Origin of the sequence: Enterobacter sichuanensis, from assembly GCF_002939185.1 — a bacterium.
In the GTDB taxonomy this organism is placed as follows: domain Bacteria; phylum Pseudomonadota; class Gammaproteobacteria; order Enterobacterales; family Enterobacteriaceae; genus Enterobacter; species Enterobacter sichuanensis.
This window is the reverse complement of sequence record NZ_POVL01000001.1, coordinates 103013-119515: the sequence shown is the minus strand read 5'-3', so window position 1 is coordinate 119515 and position 16503 is coordinate 103013. Positions and strand designations below refer to the sequence as shown.

The 16503-nt window shown below is 47.3% G+C and carries 18 protein-coding genes, 1 other RNA gene and 1 pseudogene; 14 read left to right on the top strand and 6 right to left on the bottom strand.

The window, feature by feature from the left end; genetic code table 11:
• Positions 1-163 precede the first annotated feature (163 nt).
• The 5 genes from ffs (at position 164) to C5687_RS00560 (ending at position 4838) form a co-directional block, all read left to right on the top strand.
• An RNA gene (gene ffs, locus C5687_RS00580) (signal recognition particle sRNA small type) lies at positions 164-260 on the top strand.
• A gap of 108 nt (positions 261-368) precedes the next feature.
• Positions 369-1457 (top strand): site-specific integrase, encoded by a 1089-nt coding sequence (locus C5687_RS00575; protein WP_104556225.1) that lies wholly within the window; start codon positions 369-371, stop codon positions 1455-1457.
• A 183-nt stretch (positions 1458-1640) separates the two neighbouring features.
• Positions 1641-2594 (top strand): hypothetical protein, encoded by a 954-nt coding sequence (locus C5687_RS00570; protein ID WP_104556224.1) that lies wholly within the window; start codon positions 1641-1643, stop codon positions 2592-2594.
• Between the two features lie 463 nt (positions 2595-3057).
• Positions 3058-3729 carry a hypothetical protein gene (locus C5687_RS00565; protein WP_033486668.1) on the top strand — a complete coding sequence of 224 codons (672 nt, stop codon included), beginning with the start codon at positions 3058-3060 and terminating at the stop codon, positions 3727-3729.
• A complete protein-coding gene (locus C5687_RS00560) occupies positions 3726-4838 on the top strand; it encodes a helix-turn-helix domain-containing protein (RefSeq protein ID WP_049086739.1) in 1113 nt (370 codons plus the stop codon). Before C5687_RS00565 ends, C5687_RS00560 begins: the two co-directional genes overlap by 4 nt.
• A 124-nt stretch (positions 4839-4962) precedes the next feature.
• On the opposite strand, the gene C5687_RS24960 is transcribed toward C5687_RS00560, so the two are convergent.
• Positions 4963-5172: a hypothetical protein gene (locus C5687_RS24960; protein ID WP_104556223.1), complete on the bottom strand. Its 210-nt coding sequence runs from the start codon at positions 5170-5172 to the stop codon at positions 4963-4965.
• 159 nt (positions 5173-5331) lie between these two features.
• On the opposite strand from C5687_RS24960, the gene C5687_RS00550 reads away from it, so the two are divergent.
• Together C5687_RS00550 and C5687_RS00545 are read left to right on the top strand one after the other, a co-directional pair.
• Positions 5332-6114, top strand: a complete 783-nt coding sequence (locus tag C5687_RS00550) for an OB-fold protein (protein WP_104556222.1) — start codon at positions 5332-5334, stop codon at positions 6112-6114.
• 227 nt (positions 6115-6341) lie between these two features.
• The gene (locus tag C5687_RS00545; protein ID WP_104556221.1) at positions 6342-7025 is read left to right on the top strand and encodes a DUF4145 domain-containing protein; all 684 of its coding nucleotides are present in this window, start codon (positions 6342-6344) and stop codon (positions 7023-7025) included.
• Positions 7026-7256: 231 nt separating this feature from the next.
• Here C5687_RS00545 and C5687_RS00540 read toward each other — a convergent pair whose 3' ends face one another.
• From C5687_RS00540 to C5687_RS25310, 4 genes are all read right to left on the bottom strand, one after another.
• Positions 7257-7883, bottom strand: a complete 627-nt coding sequence (locus C5687_RS00540) for a recombinase family protein (RefSeq protein WP_104556220.1) — start codon at positions 7881-7883, stop codon at positions 7257-7259.
• Between the two features lie 798 nt (positions 7884-8681).
• Entirely contained in the window at positions 8682-8831 is a 150-nt protein-coding gene (locus C5687_RS24865) for a hypothetical protein (RefSeq protein WP_202911287.1), read from the bottom strand.
• Positions 8828-9319 (bottom strand): hypothetical protein, encoded by a 492-nt coding sequence (locus tag C5687_RS00535; RefSeq protein ID WP_003847546.1) that lies wholly within the window; start codon positions 9317-9319, stop codon positions 8828-8830. The genes C5687_RS24865 and C5687_RS00535 overlap by 4 nt, the downstream gene beginning before the upstream one ends.
• A 96-nt stretch (positions 9320-9415) precedes the next feature.
• Entirely contained in the window at positions 9416-9778 is a 363-nt protein-coding gene (locus C5687_RS25310; protein ID WP_080296601.1) for a helix-turn-helix domain-containing protein, read from the bottom strand.
• A 950-nt stretch (positions 9779-10728) separates the two neighbouring features.
• On the opposite strand from C5687_RS25310, the gene C5687_RS00520 reads away from it, so the two are divergent.
• The 6 genes and pseudogenes from C5687_RS00520 (at position 10729) to C5687_RS00500 (ending at position 14298) form a co-directional block, all read left to right on the top strand.
• Positions 10729-11451 carry a hypothetical protein gene (locus C5687_RS00520; protein WP_104556219.1) on the top strand — a complete coding sequence of 241 codons (723 nt, stop codon included), beginning with the start codon at positions 10729-10731 and terminating at the stop codon, positions 11449-11451.
• Positions 11452-11785: 334 nt separating this feature from the next.
• Positions 11786-12037, top strand: a complete 252-nt coding sequence (locus C5687_RS24955; RefSeq protein WP_225284170.1) for a hypothetical protein — start codon at positions 11786-11788, stop codon at positions 12035-12037.
• Between the two features lie 12 nt (positions 12038-12049).
• A pseudogene (locus C5687_RS24950) lies at positions 12050-12823 on the top strand (N-acetylmuramidase domain-containing protein).
• Positions 12820-13428 carry an SH3 domain-containing protein gene (locus tag C5687_RS24945; RefSeq protein WP_094918587.1) on the top strand — a complete coding sequence of 203 codons (609 nt, stop codon included), beginning with the start codon at positions 12820-12822 and terminating at the stop codon, positions 13426-13428. The pseudogene C5687_RS24950 and the gene C5687_RS24945 overlap by 4 nt, the downstream one beginning before the upstream one ends.
• Before the next feature lie 406 nt (positions 13429-13834).
• Positions 13835-14086: a hypothetical protein gene (locus C5687_RS00505; protein ID WP_025756163.1), complete on the top strand. Its 252-nt coding sequence runs from the start codon at positions 13835-13837 to the stop codon at positions 14084-14086.
• On the top strand, positions 14083-14298 hold the full coding sequence (locus C5687_RS00500) for a hypothetical protein (RefSeq protein ID WP_023334722.1): 216 nt from the start codon (positions 14083-14085) through the stop codon (positions 14296-14298). The genes C5687_RS00505 and C5687_RS00500 overlap by 4 nt, the downstream gene beginning before the upstream one ends.
• A gap of 81 nt (positions 14299-14379) precedes the next feature.
• On the opposite strand, the gene yczR is transcribed toward C5687_RS00500, so the two are convergent.
• Entirely contained in the window at positions 14380-15801 is a 1422-nt protein-coding gene (yczR, locus tag C5687_RS00495) for a MocR-like transcription factor YczR (RefSeq protein WP_095451573.1), read from the bottom strand.
• Positions 15802-15887: 86 nt separating this feature from the next.
• Between yczR and yczE the strand changes: the two genes are divergently transcribed.
• A complete protein-coding gene (gene yczE, locus C5687_RS00490) occupies positions 15888-16499 on the top strand; it encodes a membrane protein YczE (RefSeq protein ID WP_095451572.1) in 612 nt (203 codons plus the stop codon).
• Positions 16500-16503 lie beyond the last annotated feature (4 nt).

The window sequence follows — 16503 nt, the reverse complement described above, 5'->3', positions numbered from 1 at the left end:
CCTGTGGGGATGTTCTGGACAACCATGGTAAACGAAGATCGTCATGATTGCTGCGCCTGTTTGCGCAAGAAACCAGCATCCGGTTCCTCGCGGCTTGCAATTGGGCGTTAGCACAGGGATAATGCGCCAGCGCGTTGGTTATCAACGCTCTCAATGGGGGCTCTGTTGGTTCTCCCGCAACGCTACTCTGTTCACCAGGTCAGGTCCGGAAGGAAGCAGCCAGGGCAGACGACGTGTGTGCCGGGATGTAGCTGGCAGGGCCCCCACCCATTTCTGCTAACTGCATGATATCCATCATGTAACCCTCTGTTTTCGTGCATTGAAACGGCGGTGATACAACTTTCGTGTATCACTTAGGACGCTAATCAATGTCGCATCTGATGCTTTCCCGTCACGGGATCTGGTACTACCGTAGGGTCTACCTGACACCTCGGAAACGCCGTGAAATTCGTATTTCTCTTCGCACACGTTCCAAGCGTGAAGCTTTGCTCCGTGTGGAGAAATATCTCACCTCACAACCTTTCCACTGCGTTCCGCAGTCCATCCCGGCACACACTGCTACCCCGTCTGCTTCCTTCCAACAACCACAACAGAAAAAGCCTTTCAAGAGCCTGAAGAGCGAGCTTGATAAGTACACCAAGGCTAAAACAGGAGAGGTTGGTGAACGGGAAATACTGACGATCAATAGGTGCGTAAATGCATATCTGAATTCTACAAAAGAGCCTTTCAGCAAACGAAGCGCGGCGGCGTTTGTTGATGGCCTTGAAGGTTCAGCATCCACCAGAAACCGTTACATCAAAAAGAACTCGGCGTTTTTCAAATGGCTTGCAACTCGCACGGATGATGAGATTCGAAATCCATTTGAGGGGATGGGTGTTAAGGAAATAACCGCACCAATGGATCGCCGTCCAGCATACACGCTCAACGATCTGAAACGATTGCACATTGCTTTACATGGCGTGAAGGATTGGAAACGGTGGATCATTCTGATTGGTCGCTATTCGGGGATGAGGCAGAATGAGATCTGCCAGCTTTACCACAATGACGTGATGAAAGTTGACGGAGTTTGGTGCTTCCGTGTTGATAACTTGAATCAGAATCAGACGCTTAAAACGGACAGTTCGCGCCGATTCGTTCCGATCAATTCGCAACTGCTGACACTTGGTCTACTTGATTTTATCAAAGAAAGAAAAGGCCATCTGTTCCCTGAGCTAACATTGCATCTTGGGAGCTATGGTCACTATTTCAGCCGTTGGTTTACGAGGTTCAGAGGCAAGCATAGCCTGCCTGAATATCATTCACTGCGCCACTATGCCGCCACAACATTCAAACAGAATGGCTTCCCTGAACAGTTCGCTTCGCAGGTGCTCGGACACTCGAACGCAACGATCACGTACAACCGATACGGGAAGGGGATTGCTGTCAGGACGCTCATCGAGTTAATTGAGGTACTCTAAAGTTATCTGGATAAGCAAATTCACGCTGGTTCCAAAGGGGATAAATACGCTTCGAAAATCTTGAGTGCCAATCATAACCCCTTTAAATATAGAGGTTTTGTGATCCGTGTTGTTTTAGCGAGGTTTCCAAAAGTGATAGTCTGGAAATCATGCTAATGCACTATTGATGGGGGTAGGATAATTATGCCAACTCGTAGAATCGCTTATGCATACTACGATCCTGATTGGATTAAAGGCGAGCATACGCTTCTCGCCCTCAAAAGGAATACTGTCGAGCCGCTTGCTTATTCACTGTCTATGAAAGGATATATTTTTTGTCCTTCTTGCTATGAACATATAACTCGGGTGCCTGCCGATCCTGACAAGGGCATGACTACGAATGAAGTTCCGGCCTATTACAAACACCTTAAAGATGATAATGCGCCTTTCTGTAGTTTGAGATGTGGCCCCATTCAGTACAAAAAATACGCATCTCAAGAGGATGCAAAAAAAGCCGTTGAAGATGAAGAGCTTATAGTCATAAGCGGTTTTCTCGAGTCTCGTCCTGATAACAATCCAAGGATCGATTCTGAGGGCAGTGAGGTACCTGTCGATTCTCATTTTGAGAGAAAAAATGGCAAAGAGGTTTCATTGCCTATTTCCCGCCATCATGGTGAGTCTTTCAAGGTTCCGAGCCAAGTAACTAGTGTCCAGTCTTTATGCGTTAATTTCGATCATAATTATTACCGTGAGATTTACCTTGTTGGCACAGATGGTAAAGCAAAGCGCTACAGATTTTGTGACTCACTAAAAGAAATCAATGACATAACTGAGGGTTCTCCTGATCCAGCATTCTTTTTTGGTACGTTTTGGAAAATTGAGACGTTTACAGGCCATAGTAATGTCTGGTTAAAGATCAACCAAGGAACATCATTTAGGGATTTCAGAGTACGTATCACTAATGATACCGCTGAAGGGAGAGGATTTTTTAATGATAAAAATCGTGGGAGGATAACCGTTTTTTATAGTCGAGTAGATGAGGTCGGCATGGGTTATATGACACCCCAGTTAGGGTGGGGGGAGGTGGCACTTTTGCCTGCAAAATATGATGATTTTTTAATCAGTGATTATGCGTCATCTCGTAAGGACAATCATTAATTTTCGATTGGTGTGAGGAATCGACAAGATTATAAGCCCTGCTGAAGCAGGGTTTTTTTATGTGTAAAGCTGACCGATCAGGCGGCTTCGTTCGACCATACGTCAGGTATCTACAGCGCCAGGATTGTCTTGTGTCGCAGACTGTATCTCACTTTGTGTAGCAGATAAAGTCAGTTAAGAAGCAAAAAACTAGCAGGGGCGAAACCAGCTAATCTGCTGAAAATTGAAACAAATATTTATTTTGAAAAGTCGAAATTTGAGGGTGTAGATAAAAATCAGCTATACGCGAGAAGCGGAGTTTCAGTGCCGGTTGGCTTAACAAACATCGCAGCATGTCAATGAGCTGAGAGAAAGCCAGTAAGAAAATAAATATGAAGCTGTAATGACTTTTCGATAATCACTTCTTGATTTTGTCATAATATTTATGTTGAAATCATGAAGTGAAACTACCGGAGAGACTTTCATGACCATGCCTTACTGTATCCTGCATACCGAAGCTGATTCAGATGTTGTACTTAATGGACTGGGCTTTTCAGAAAACGACATTCATGCTGCTCTGACATCTGCTTTGTACGAGCGCCGCAAATCCAGCAAGCTACACCCCGCTGTCGATGCAGGGTTCCGTTTCTGGAGTGAAATGGTTGCCGCGACACGCCGTGTACTAATTGGTAAGGGTAACGGCTGGTCCCCTGAAGTGGTAAAGCGAATGGAAATGGTCGCTAACTCAGCGAGAGGGGTTAATCTGATTATCACCTCGGGTGACAGACACACCGGGCGTCCTGATGGATTGCCGAAAACCAAAAATGCCAAAGGTGAGGCAACGCGCTCGATTGTTCACAACAATCCTGGCACAGTTGATATGTTCCAGACGGATGCATTGTATTCAGGCAAATCTGAAATCACTCCGATAGATAGCACTCGCACTTATATCGTCCTGTACTATTATGATGCGGCTAACAAAGAGGTTCGCTGCGAGGTGTCTTATCCGGTAGGAATGGTGAATCAGGACGGATTTGCCCGCGTAAGCGCTTGGAGTGAGCGTATTATTTTGAGTCCTCTGCCATTTGAAGGTGCGGATATTTTCCCTGATGAGGATTTCAATGATGACATATCAATTACTGTTGAAAGCAAATGAGTAACCCTGTTGATGACGGTAAACGTCTTTTTAATCCATCCCGGCTCAAGCTGGCACGGATCAGACGCAAACTGACCCTAAAAGAACTGGCAGAAAAGATGGGACTTTCCAGCCGTATCGTAATTGAGTACGAAAAAGCCTATTGCCTATATGAACCCACGCCAGAGACGGTCCAGGCGTACGCTAGAGCTCTGAAATACCCAGAGTCCTTTTTTTTCGGGGATGACGTAGAAGCAATCGATCCACTGACGGTTTCATTCCGTTCTTTGCGCACGACAAAAGCCGCCGACCAGCATGCGGCAATCGGGGCTGGTGCGCTGGGAGTTATGCTGAGCGAGTATTTCAGCACCCGTTTCACTCTGCCGCAGCCTGAATTGCCGAATCTTCGTGGAAGTGAGCCTGAGATCGCTGCTCAGGCGGTGCGCGAAGCTTGGGGTATTGGCAAGAAGAGCATCACCAACGTTGTTCATCTTCTGGAGAAGCACGGCGTTAAGGTGTTCTGGCTCTCGGAGGAAACGGCGAGTATCGATGCATTTTCGTTCTGGAAAGATGATGTCCCTTACATCTTCCTGAACACTCGTAAATCAGGTGAACGCAGTCGTTTCGATGCGGCACATGAACTTGCTCACCTGGTGCTCCACCGTCATGGTGACGTCAAGGGGCAAGATGCAGAGCGTGAAGCGGATGCTTTTGCGTCGGCATTTCTGATGCCCTTGGAAAATGTGATGGCTGTTAAGATGACGTTGCCGACGTTCGACAAAATCGTGCAATTGAAATCGCTCTGGAAAGTCTCGGCGATGGCTCTGATTGTCAGAATGCGAAATCTGAACATGCTTACAGAATGGCAGTACAACAGTCTGATGCGCGATGCGACGGCAAAGGGGTATCGAACCGGTGAGCCGGGAGGAATCGAGCGTGAAAGATCGCTCATTATTGAAAAAATGATGACCGCTCTGGCTGGTAACGGCATTAATCTGACTCAATTGAGTGATGAGCTTAACGTGCCTCTTGATGAACTGAGTAGCCTGCTTTACGGTGTGGCGGCAATTAGTGGTGGTAATTGCGGAACATCAAGCTCACTATCAAAGGCCTCTCTCCGTCTGGTGTGAAAAGCTATAAGCCGTTAGAGACCGTCTTTAGCGGCTTATTATTGATCGCCAGTGGGCTCACCGCAGTCATCCTTCTGAGCAATAACCTTCATTTTCGATGTTCGACACAATTCTTATCCATAATTTACTCACTTTCGACCGTGTTGAAACTTTTGCTATATGGGCAATGTTTCGACTTCGTGACGTAGGTAAAGGTGTAAATACTGTTGGAATAGACACACAAGGTTTGCCCGTTCGCCGTGGTTGACTGCTCCGGGTTGCTCATAGTTATACGCCCGGCATTGGCACTTAACGCAGCAAGAATAAATCCCATCAACAACACTCTTCTTACCATCTCTAAACCTCCATTGCAGTTGATTTCTGCCGCCTTCCTGCAAGCGGTGTATGTAGGATGCATCTCCATCATTGATCTATAAAAACGATCAATAATATAATTTCGATCGATAAAATCTATTATTAATGATAACGATCAAGTCTGCATACAGGAAGAAGCATGAAAAAAATTATTGGGTTTTCTCTGGCGTTCTGCGCTTTCTCGTCCGTAGCTGGTGATGCTGCCTCAGGCGAAATCCAGCCATATCCTGAATACCTGTCTGCCTATGTCAAAACGCTTGTTACAGCCAGTTGCGACCAGGTACTTTCAGATGATGGAAAGAACTCCATTGATAGAGTCATCAAATCCATCAGCACCAGCGCCACCAAAGGAATGACTACCGACACGGAAAGCTACTACGCTGTTTACAATTCAATCGTCTTTGGTGCTGAGATGGGGGATAAGCTAAAAAATGCTAAGAAACAGAAAATGATTCTGGCAACGAAAGACAAAATTGGAATAGATAGTTGCGGTGGTGTTGGTGCTTATGCATTGATACATAAGGATTTTAGAAAGATGACCCTTACGGGGCTAATGCCTTTAGCCACGCAAGCTGGTGTCGTAAACCCGAAGACGACAACTTCTGATGAGGGCATTTACCGTACAACAGCAAAAGCTCTGGCAGAACTGTACAGCGCTAATGAAGTTGCAGCGGATGACAAGATTGGTGGTCGTAAGGTGGAAATGACCGGAACTGTTCAGGACATAACAAAAAATTTCGCGAATGATGTCGTTCTTAAACTTGAAAGTGGTAATCGCTTCATGCCTGTCAGCCTGAGTATGGCTGATTCAGAGATGGCGCAGGCGTCGAAGCTGAAGAAAGGGCAGAAGATAACCGTGACTTGCGAAAAGATGCAGCTTTTCATCGGTGCACCGTCTGGCGGCAACTGCACCTTTAACTGATCTTTCATACAGTTTGCCGGGTAAATTCCCGGCGACTTACCCAACTCCCCGCCGGGTAGATTCAGAAGTACCCCTACCAAATACACTACCAGTAGCTCAAATATCCCAGTCGAGTTATCAGCACGGCCTGAGCACATAAAGATAAACAATTTTGAAGTTGTATCTTGGCCTACCCTGCTAAAAATTGTACTTTCATTTTGACAAGAGATATCAATACGGGAACGAAAATGCCTGAAAAATTGCTATTTAAAGCTCCTTGCCCAAAATGCCAAGGGGACTGTAACGCATTTGTCCATGGAGAGACTTCTACTGAGTGGAGTGATGACAGCGATCCTGATAACTACATGTATGGTGGAACATTCCATAAGCTTTTAGAATGCTGTGGTTGCAGTACCGTCTTTTACTTCACTGATTCATCCCATAGCGAGGAATGGGATTTTGACAAAAATGGACAGATGTACCTGATCCACAACATTAAAACCTTCCCTGCACGAGATCTTAGACCAAGGTGGTTTGATTCGCTCTTTCGCAAAGATTATATCCTATATCATATTTTATATGAGGTTTATAATGCTGTAGGTAACGAATCATATATTCTCGCTACTATTGGCCTCAGAACAGCCTTTGATCGAGCAATTGAAATTATCGGTATCGATCCAGAGTTAAAAATGTACCAAAAGGTTGATGCTGTCTTGAAGGAAGGTTTTGTTGGCGAAACAGAACGCGAGCAGCTCAGTATAGTCACCGAGGCAGGCAATGCTGCGGCCCATCGCGGATGGTCGCCAAATAGCCACGAATTTACTCCTTTACTACAAGCAATCGAGCGTTTTATAGAAAAGTCGGTTATGCGTGATAAGCGCATTGAGGAACTCAAAGAAATAATCCCAATGAAACAAAAAAAACGCAGATGAAAAAACCGTCATTGAAGCCCCTGGGCTTAGCGAAGAGCTACAGGGGTCTAACGTTTTTTTAATGAAACCATCCCTCCGCCGTGAAGGGTCCAGAAGTCCCCTTTCCCCAAATACGTACAGGCGGAAATATCAATGGCGTATGTGCAGCACGGCCAAACCCGGATTTTCTGAAGCATAAAGCCAGCCCTGGAAATATAGAAATATCAGGTCGGGCTGTGGATGCAGTGATTATCAGGCGGTTTCGAGGATTTTCTTTACCTTGGCGACCATCCCAACGGAGCAATCACACAGTTTCGCAATCTCTGCATATGTATTCCCGCCTTTGGTGAGATACAACTCAATCTTGCGTCGCAGGTCTGTATCCGCTGGTCTGCCTTTGTACTTATTTTCAGCCTTTGCTTTAGCAATGCCCTGTGCCTGACGTTGGCGGCGTTTGGTGTAGTCCTCGTGTGCGTAATGGGCTGCAATATCCATCATGAGGCCGTTGATAAGCTCAATGATGCGGTCACCTGCTGCGGATTTTAATGCATCGTGCGATGTAGGCAGATCCACAACGACGACGCGTAAGCCCTGCTTTTCAATGCGAGCCTTGAGGGCTTCATATTGTACAGCGGGGAGTCGGGTTAAGCGATCGATGGACTCCACCAGCAAAAAGTCACCCTTTTCGGCTGCGGCAAGCAGACGGGAAAGTTCCGGGCGCTCCAGCTTGGCACCAGAAAAGTTTTCGACATAATACTCAACACTTGTTAGCCGATGCTCCTCAACAAAGTCCTTTATGGTTTCAAGTGCGCGTGTAGCGTCTTGATCGTCAGTGGATGCCCTGAGGTAAGCGTGGGTCGTGATTTGGTGTGTAGTCATTGTTTTTTTCACATTGGGTTTTCACTGTGTAACTTTACGTGAATTATTTACATAGAGTCAATTTTTACTACTCATTGTGAATGAATTTGTTCACGAAAGCTCTTTTCATTTCAGGTATACCCTTTGTGAATACCACAATCCTAACTCAATACATGAGAGGATGATCGCCCTAAGGCTTTTTCGGTTCGTCGCATTTGTAAAACATTTCGACGGTGTAGCCGCAGACTGTGGATTTATGTTTTTCAATGAAGTGCTCGTTCCGCAGTTCAATAATCTCACTCACTGATTTTTTCAATATGCTTGTTCCGAACTGGTGAAAGCTCTCATATCGGTTACCATCAACAACGCAGTACCGAGGCATATGTTTAATCCCACCGCGATTCAATTTGATTGGGCGGTTTGTTACTGGACAAATTTTGTGTGTCATCAATTGACCCTCTATGAGCAAGTTGTATTCAGAACAATTTAATCACTTCCAGATACCAGTTACAGGTTTTTTATCGCTTTTGCGCTCATGAAAGCGATATTTACCAGCTTTTTCGTTTAAATGTTCCGGGAAAGTCCCCGACTGTTTCACAGACAAAGAGCATTTTCTGATTGGAAATTCTCTGGCGAAGTTGAGAATAAACAGCTATATTTAAAAGTTAACCAAAAGTATAAGAGATAAACCCTTGTTAAACGCAACATGCGCCATCGTGAGCGCGTTTTATGGTGTAGGTAATGGTAGGTGCTGCTTTTGATTTTCGAGGGCGCATGGGGCGTTACATGAAGGATTTCGCGATCATAGCTTTTGTTTCGTTATTGTAAAGTTGGATGTATCCGACGGTATTTTTCCGGGTTAGCGTCTGCAATATCCTTTGCTTTCTGAATGGCTCGTTTCAATGCGCCTTCGTCGATGACGGTAACGGGGCTCTCTTGCCCCTTGGTCTGGCTGGATTGCGCTGTCATGCTTTCACCATACCGAGGGCAGCCCTCAACTGGTCACGCATTGCAGCTTCTTCGGCAGCTGCTTGCTGAACTGCTTTCTGTTGTGCGTCCTGTGCTGCTTCATGTATCAGTTCGTCAATCTCACGCTCCATCGCTTTAAAAAGTTGATCGTGGTAAGCGTTGGAGACTCTGGAGCGTAGCGTCTTCAACTCCTCTTCGATCAAGGCCTCCGGTTTCTGCAACTTAACAGAAATCATCGCAGCATTGGAAAGCACTGAAGAATTAGCTGAAGGGCAAAACCGCCAGCCGTCTAGGATCAGGCTCTGGAGTTTCACCACCAGCCGCGCTGGAATGTCAGAAAACTGTTGTGTTCGGCTGTAGCGAGCTTCCGCATTATCAATTTGACGCTTTAGAGCCCCCGGATCTGGTTTGTACTTCGCTGCGATGTTGTCGAGATAAGTTTTCAATTCCGGCGAAATCTGGGCCTGTGATTTCTTTTTTGTAGTCATGTTGGAACTCCGTATCGGTAGTAAAGGGGCGTGGTTGCTCGCTGGCGCTGTTTGTATGCGTCAGTCTCAGCCGCTTTATGCGGTCATTTGGTTGTATCAGCGAGCGGCGTTGTAAGTCTGATTGCAAGTTGGGCAGAAGTTAGGGCGGTCTGCGAAAAGAAAATACCAACGACAGACGCTTGCGCGATCAACAATGAAATCGACTAGTCCGCAGTCAGCGAACGTCGAAAGAGTCCTGTGTGTTGTTGATAGCGGGAGTTCAATTTGTTTTGACAAGTCTGAAGCCGTAAGCGGGATCTGGGTTTGCTTCATGTGGTGAAGAAGATGGATTCTTGAAGTTGTCAGCGTTAGCCCGAAATCATTCAGGGTTCTGACCAGCTCCTTACGTTCTTCTACCGATGGCAGAAAAAATGCTGGTGGTCTAAAGGCAAAGCACAAAATAACCTCTCTGTAAGTCATTCATCACATAAGTATTTTATCATATAAACGTAAAAAGATATACTAGTGGCATGCATTTTGCTTGACAATGATTTCAGAAAGTGGATAATGGCGGGTTGAAGTTCGGGGGTGGCTTGAGGGGCGTTCGCTCACATCAGATAGCGAAGATGTGCCATAAAACGCCACAATATAGTATTCCTTCATTCCTTTTCGTCCATACTGGGTGATAGGAATAAAACGCCACAATAATATAAGAGACTTCGTTACTCTGTCTTTTCCTTCCTTCTCCAGGAATGAAAACTCACGTAACATCACCCATACGGGCTTCGGTCTCCTTGTATCTCGTTTCGACATTTATACACACTAACACTCATAATCTCGTCGAAACAAAAGCAAAAAAGCAAAAGAGTGAAAACCAACAGCAGGATGACTGATGTCATCTGGATGGTTGTTTAGTTATTTACTTACGTCACTCCGTGACAACTCGGCTACGCCACTTTAGAAGATATAATGGTAATGGTCTGTCCAGACGTGAACAGACTTGTCTGTCCATACCATAACCTTCGTTTACCACTCTGTTACATCCCGCAACATCAACAGGCTGATAGCCTGTCTCTGTGTGGTCTGTTCCAATCGTGGACTCAGGTAACCTAGCTGATACCCCGCTATGTGTTTACATCATGGTACTGAAATTCCTTGCTGATGTTTACATCATTGGCTGTGCCAGCATGTGTGTGGAAAAGCGATTTAGATCGCTCTGTACGAGAATGGTGGTCAGCGCGACTGCAATCGTATGTTGGTCATTCTTATCGTATAAGCGTTAACGTCGTCTGGCGCACAGCGAGATATATCAAGCTACCGTAAACACGGTACTTTAAAACCAAATGCCATCCACAAAGGAAGGCCACATATCCTGATCGCTACCAGCGATAGCGGAGGATTACTTATGTCTATTTAAAAAGGAGAACAATATGGCGAGAACTAAGGGTGCTGTAGCAAAAGGGGTTGATAATACAGCTGTACGCATTTTCTTACGAGGGTATGGCTCTTTGGGGGAGTTGCCACGCATTGTGGAAGATTGTATCTGCGGTGCATTGGGGCAGGAAGAAGAGACAAGAAGGTTCAAGGGAGAGCGAATTCTTGCAATCTTAGAACAACTGGATCATATCGATACGCCAACAGTACATCGGCAGATGTGGGATTATAATATTTCTCAAGGTAAAAATACTGAGCCATCCAAACGGAACACGGAACGCATGACAAGGGTTCTAAGATGTGCTTCTAGGGCACTGTATCATCATTTGAAATTGTGTAACGGATTGTCGCGTGAAGACGAGGTGGTCCAGATTTCCGCTCCCGATCTCACGGTAGATGAGATCGAACATGCCCGTCGTTTGGCTCTGGCAGGTAGAATTGAAGAGTTCACACAATTTGTGAACTCTTGCCGGAGCGTGATCAAAAACTATGAGCCGCCAGTGTTCAAGTACACAGGGGAAAATGTGGTCGCTTTATCTTCTTGTACGGAGGTATCTTTAAGGACTGCGGTTAGTCGTCCGTATTATGGTTATGTTAAAAAAGCCGTAAAAGATGAACAGCCAGAAGACCTATTTACAGTCAAAGGCAGCAATACGAACCTCCAACCACTGATTGAAGAGGTTGGGCGATCCTACATGGTAGTGGAAAATGTAGCTTAGATGGAGTTTGGTCAAAAGCCATACAAAGCCGGGTCAGCCCCGGTTTTTTGTGTCTGTCGCATGAGAAAACGGCTTGCCAGTGTATACTTTTGGTGATACAAAATCATTGCCCCACCGCTTTTCAGTGCATTGAAATACATAGGTTTTATTAGAAAAAGCTTAGCTGGCAGGGCCCCCACCCATTTGTGCTCCCAATAATTCCTGTTTTCAGTGTTTACCTGGTGCGGCGCAAGTGGCGTATCAATGTCTGCTGGATGTGAGCAGCTTTATGCTGTCGATCACGAGGTGCGTTTTCCCACTAACCGTATATTTTTTCATTTATGCGTACTCAGAAATGGATAATTCTCTCAGACGTTTGTCACCTTTACTGAAAAGTGCCGTAGGAACGCCAGGTAAAGCAGGAAACTTTCAGCGCGACGTGATTATCGTGCAATACCTGTTTAATCTCATTAAGCCTATCATCCAGTATGACATCCCAGAAGATGGGATTATTATCAGAACCATCAGCCAGTTTCAGTCCATTCATTTGCGTTTCCAGCATCCCGATGGGGTTATTGAGCCAGAAGGGAAGACTTTCCGTGGATGAGTTGCTGCTGCGATGAAATATCCCCTTGTGTATCAACAATCGTCTTTCACGTCTTCATTTTTTAGGCAACCTTCTGCCAATGAAAATAGCGTCCGTCAGCTGGTTAACAATTATCTGAGAAAAGAGCGCTACAACGTAGCAGATGAAACCCTTGAGCGAAGCAAGCTGATGGCACCTGGAATTGATGGGGCTGTATCGCTGACGGAGCAGGACTTTACTGAAGCCTGGGAAAATCTTAATCGTCGGGTAGAACTGAATATCATCAAAGCTTTTTCTATTGTGAAGTCGGGCGGACGATCTGGGTTTAATGCTTTAAATCTACCGATTATTGCGTATGAAGCGCATATTTTCCGTAAATACACCAAAAGGAAATACGATCAAACCCACCCTTTTTTGTCTTATAAATATGTAAAGAAAGCGGGTCCGGAATGGTAAAAAAACAATATCGACCAGCTTTCTGCATGGAATACCCTGGCGAAGGCTTATGCACTTGATGCCGAAGCTGCGATAAAATCGTGTTCATGGGGGATGTTCCAGATTATGGGGTTTAATTACGAATCGTGCGGTTATAAAGATCTCGGCACATTTTTAAAAGATATGAAGTCTAATGCCGGTAAGCAATTAATTTCTTTTTTACATTTGTGCAATAAGAACAGCTCACTACTGTCGGCAATGGTAAATAAGGACTTTTATAATATGGCATTCAACTATAACGGAAGCGATTTCGGTGATTATGACGTTAAAATTCGCAGAACTTATGAAAGCCTGGAGAAGGGGCGGAGATGAAAATTAAAATGATGCGCATAGTTTGCGGTTTTTCAGCCTTAATGGCGGCGTTTTCTTCGTATGCCACGACGCTACAGTCTGGCGTATATGAAGGTTTGTTACTCGCCGTCTCACCGACGGGCAATATCACCGGATATTACTCTGAATCGGCTGAAGACAGCGTAAAACGTACCTGCACTTTCTTTCTGACAGGCCATGTTTCAGCGCAACAGCCAGACACCATCACTTCATGGTCTTCCTCTGTGCTCGCGGGCCATATTGCCGCGAATACCGCGGGTGTCACATTAGCCATTCCTGATGGGCAAAACCATGCTGGGTGTATGAATGTGCTGATGCCTGAAATTGCGACAGGTCTGGAACTGGAGAGGACGCGGCAGACACAGTGGCAAACGCTGATGAAGGTAAGCAGCCCGCGGGCTTATCTGAGCTCTACGCCTGATGCCGCGACCCGGCGTAAAGCCTGGATCGTTAAAGGAGACGTAGTAGGGGTAATACAAACCCAGGCTGGCTGGGCAGAGGTAGAGTTTGTCGCCCGTAGCGGAAAAACGACGCATGGCTGGGTGAATAGCAATGACGTTCAGCCGTTAACGCCCCCTGCATCCTGATCGGTTTATTTCTCCCCCTGAATTCAATATTGCCGGGCGATGCTTTCGCATCGGCAATCTCATTAAGCTAATCCGTAACGCTATTTTCCCCGCATGACCGCACCCTATGTCACTGAAAATAAGAGTTATAGCTAGCCGTCAGGGACCCACCCATTTGTGGCTCCCGGCGTTCTTCCCCTGATTTTTGTCTCTTTCTGAGACGTTAATCCCCATTAAGACTAAGCTTATAGCATGTAATATATATTTCATCTCGCTGAAATATTATTGTCATAAACCTGTAATAATAGACTGGCATTTTATAATCGGATGTCTTTTTTCTAACATAATTCAAAAAAATATATATCTGGATAACATTGTTAACTTCGTGTATTAAATAAAGTACTTATTCCGAAGGGAAGTGACAAACATGGCTACTGCAGTATTAAACGTGAAGATCGATGACGCGCTTAAAGAAAGGCTTCGCCACTATGCGGAACACAATAACGAGAATTTAAGCGTGACGACAGAGAAACTGCTGCTGCTGGCGTTTGAAGCAGTAGAAGAGGCGGGAGTATCGGAAGAGGATATTGATAATCAGCATACGGAAGAAGAGAGTGTTTCTCCTTTTACTCCTAAAGAAATCAAAGCTCTACGTAAACTGCTGAAGAAGAGAAAATGAAACAACAACTGTCAACTGCCAGTGACTACAAAGAGGCCTGCGATCTGTTGCGTTCAGGCTACGTGAAGCATGTACGTCTTGGCTGGAATGTCGGAAGTGATGAGTTCTTTCGTATTGCGTCTGACTGGTGTGATACGGGCGCAAAAATAAAGAAAGACGGTGAAAGCTTCGTTATTTCACTGAAAGGTTTTCCTATTCCTGCTCAGCATTAACGACTGAACGGTGAAAACTGCTGACTGCATCTGTTACAGTCAGCAGTTTTTATTTTATGATCTGCTTCAAACTTTTAAATATTAAATGACGCTGCGTTTCACCGGTGGCACGTTTTTATTCAGAGCAAGCCATAGCGGTTTGATCCGCAGCAATGCCTTTTCAAGTTCTGCCGGTTCGAGCGAGAAGGGCATGCGTAAGTAGCGGTCAAACGCGCCCGATAAACCAAATCGCGTTCCGGTCCCCAGGTTGATCCCCAGAATCTCGGCTCGCGCAGCAAGCTGCGTTGCCAGCATGCCCGGGAGTTCTATCCAGTAAGAAAGCCCGCCTTCCGCTTCATGAAATGTCCACTCCGGGAAATGTTCACGCAAAATGTCACCGCAGCGATCGCGTCGCTCAGCCAGCATCTTCCGGCGTGCGGGCAGAAAGGTCTCGCTGTTGTTCATGAGCCACAGCGTTGCCAGTTGCTCCAGCAGCGGCGATCCTAAATCCAGCGTGTCCCGCGTCTGGGCAAGCATGGCGATAGTGCGCGAGGAGGCGCGGATCCAGCCGAGACGCAGCCCGCCCCAGAAACTTTTTCCGGCAGAGCCCAGCGTGATGACGGTGGCCTGCGGGTTAAAGGCGGCCAGCGGCGGTGGGGGAGGCGAATCAAACCAGAGATCCACCATCGTCTCATCCACTACCAGTGCCGTACGGGTTTGTGCGGCAATATCGGTGATGGCCTGACGGGTGGCGCTATCCATACATCGCCCGGTCGGGTTATGAAAGTCTGGCATCAGATACGCCAGCCGCGGCGCTGTCTGGGCAAGCGTTGCCGCGAAGCCGTCCGTATCCCAGCCCGTTTCCGGCAGCGACACCCCCACGGGCCGACACTGCGCCCCCTGGATGGCGGCAATCGCCAGCGGATAGGTGGGATGATCAACCACGACGCGATCCCCCGGTCCGGTCATCATCCGCAGCACCAGCGCAAAGCCGCTGACGGCGCCATTCACCACCATCACTTCATCCGCACGGGTGGGAAGACCTCGCGCGGTATAGCGCGCAGCAATGGCTTCCCGCAGTGCCGGCAGCCCAAGCTGGTCGTAGCCCGTCAGCGAGAGGTGCTGCGTAATGGCCGTGAGCGCATGGGTATACGCCTGGTGGATCTCTGGTCCGGCGTTGAGGGCGGCGGTGGAGAGATCCAGTGCGGCACTCGCCGCTGAGAGGGTAGGAACGGCGCGTGCATCCGGGAGGATCACGCGTGACCCGCTGCCGTGACGGCTTTCGAGGTAACCTTCTTCACGCAGATGGGCGAGGGCGCTGCTGATGGTGGTTCGGCTTACGTCCAGCGCAGAGGCCAGTTCGCGCTCGCCCGGCAGCCGCGTATTCAGTGCCAGCCGGCCATCAAGGATTAACAGACGCAATGCATCGGCCAGCTGACGCCAGAGTGGCGTGCGGGAAGAGGTTTGCTGCCAGTGGCCTAACAGGCGTATCAGAGACTGGCTTCCGAAGCGGCGTGATGACATATGCAGTCCACTATTTGAAAACTGGACATTAATCATAGTGCCATTTTAGGTCAGGATGAAAGCCTGGTTCACTGGAGAAGCGAAAAATGGTACGTCGTCTGCTACAACTGTATGTCGGTCTGGGGCTGTATGGCCTTTCCACCGCGATGTTTATTCGTTCCGATTTAGGGGTCGATCCCTGGGATGTTTTTCACCTTGGGGTAGGGATGCAGCTGGGGATGAGTATCGGGATGGTGATCATTTTAACCGGTGCCGCGGTACTGCTGCTGTGGATCCCCCTGCGTCAGATGCCGGGGCTCGGCACAATCAGTAACGTGATTTGTATTGGTCTGGCGGCGGATGCCAGCATGGCATTCATCCCGGAGGTGAGTTCGTTGCCCATTAGACTCACGCTGCTGGTGGGCGGGATTGTGATGAACGCGATTGCGACCAGCATGTACATCGGAGCCGGTTTCGGCCCGGGCCCGCGCGATGGCCTGATGACCGGCATTCATGCCCGGATGGGATGGTCTATTCGCAGCGTGCGTACCTCCATTGAGGTGTCTGTCCTGCTGATTGGCTGCGTGCTTGGCGGCACGTTTGGGGTGGGAACCGTATTGTATGCCCTGACTATTGGCCCGCTTATCCAGCTCTGTCTGCCCTGGTTCCGTCAGAAGCCGCGGATTGAGGACATCCCCCAGCCGGAGCGGGTTGTTTAATTTG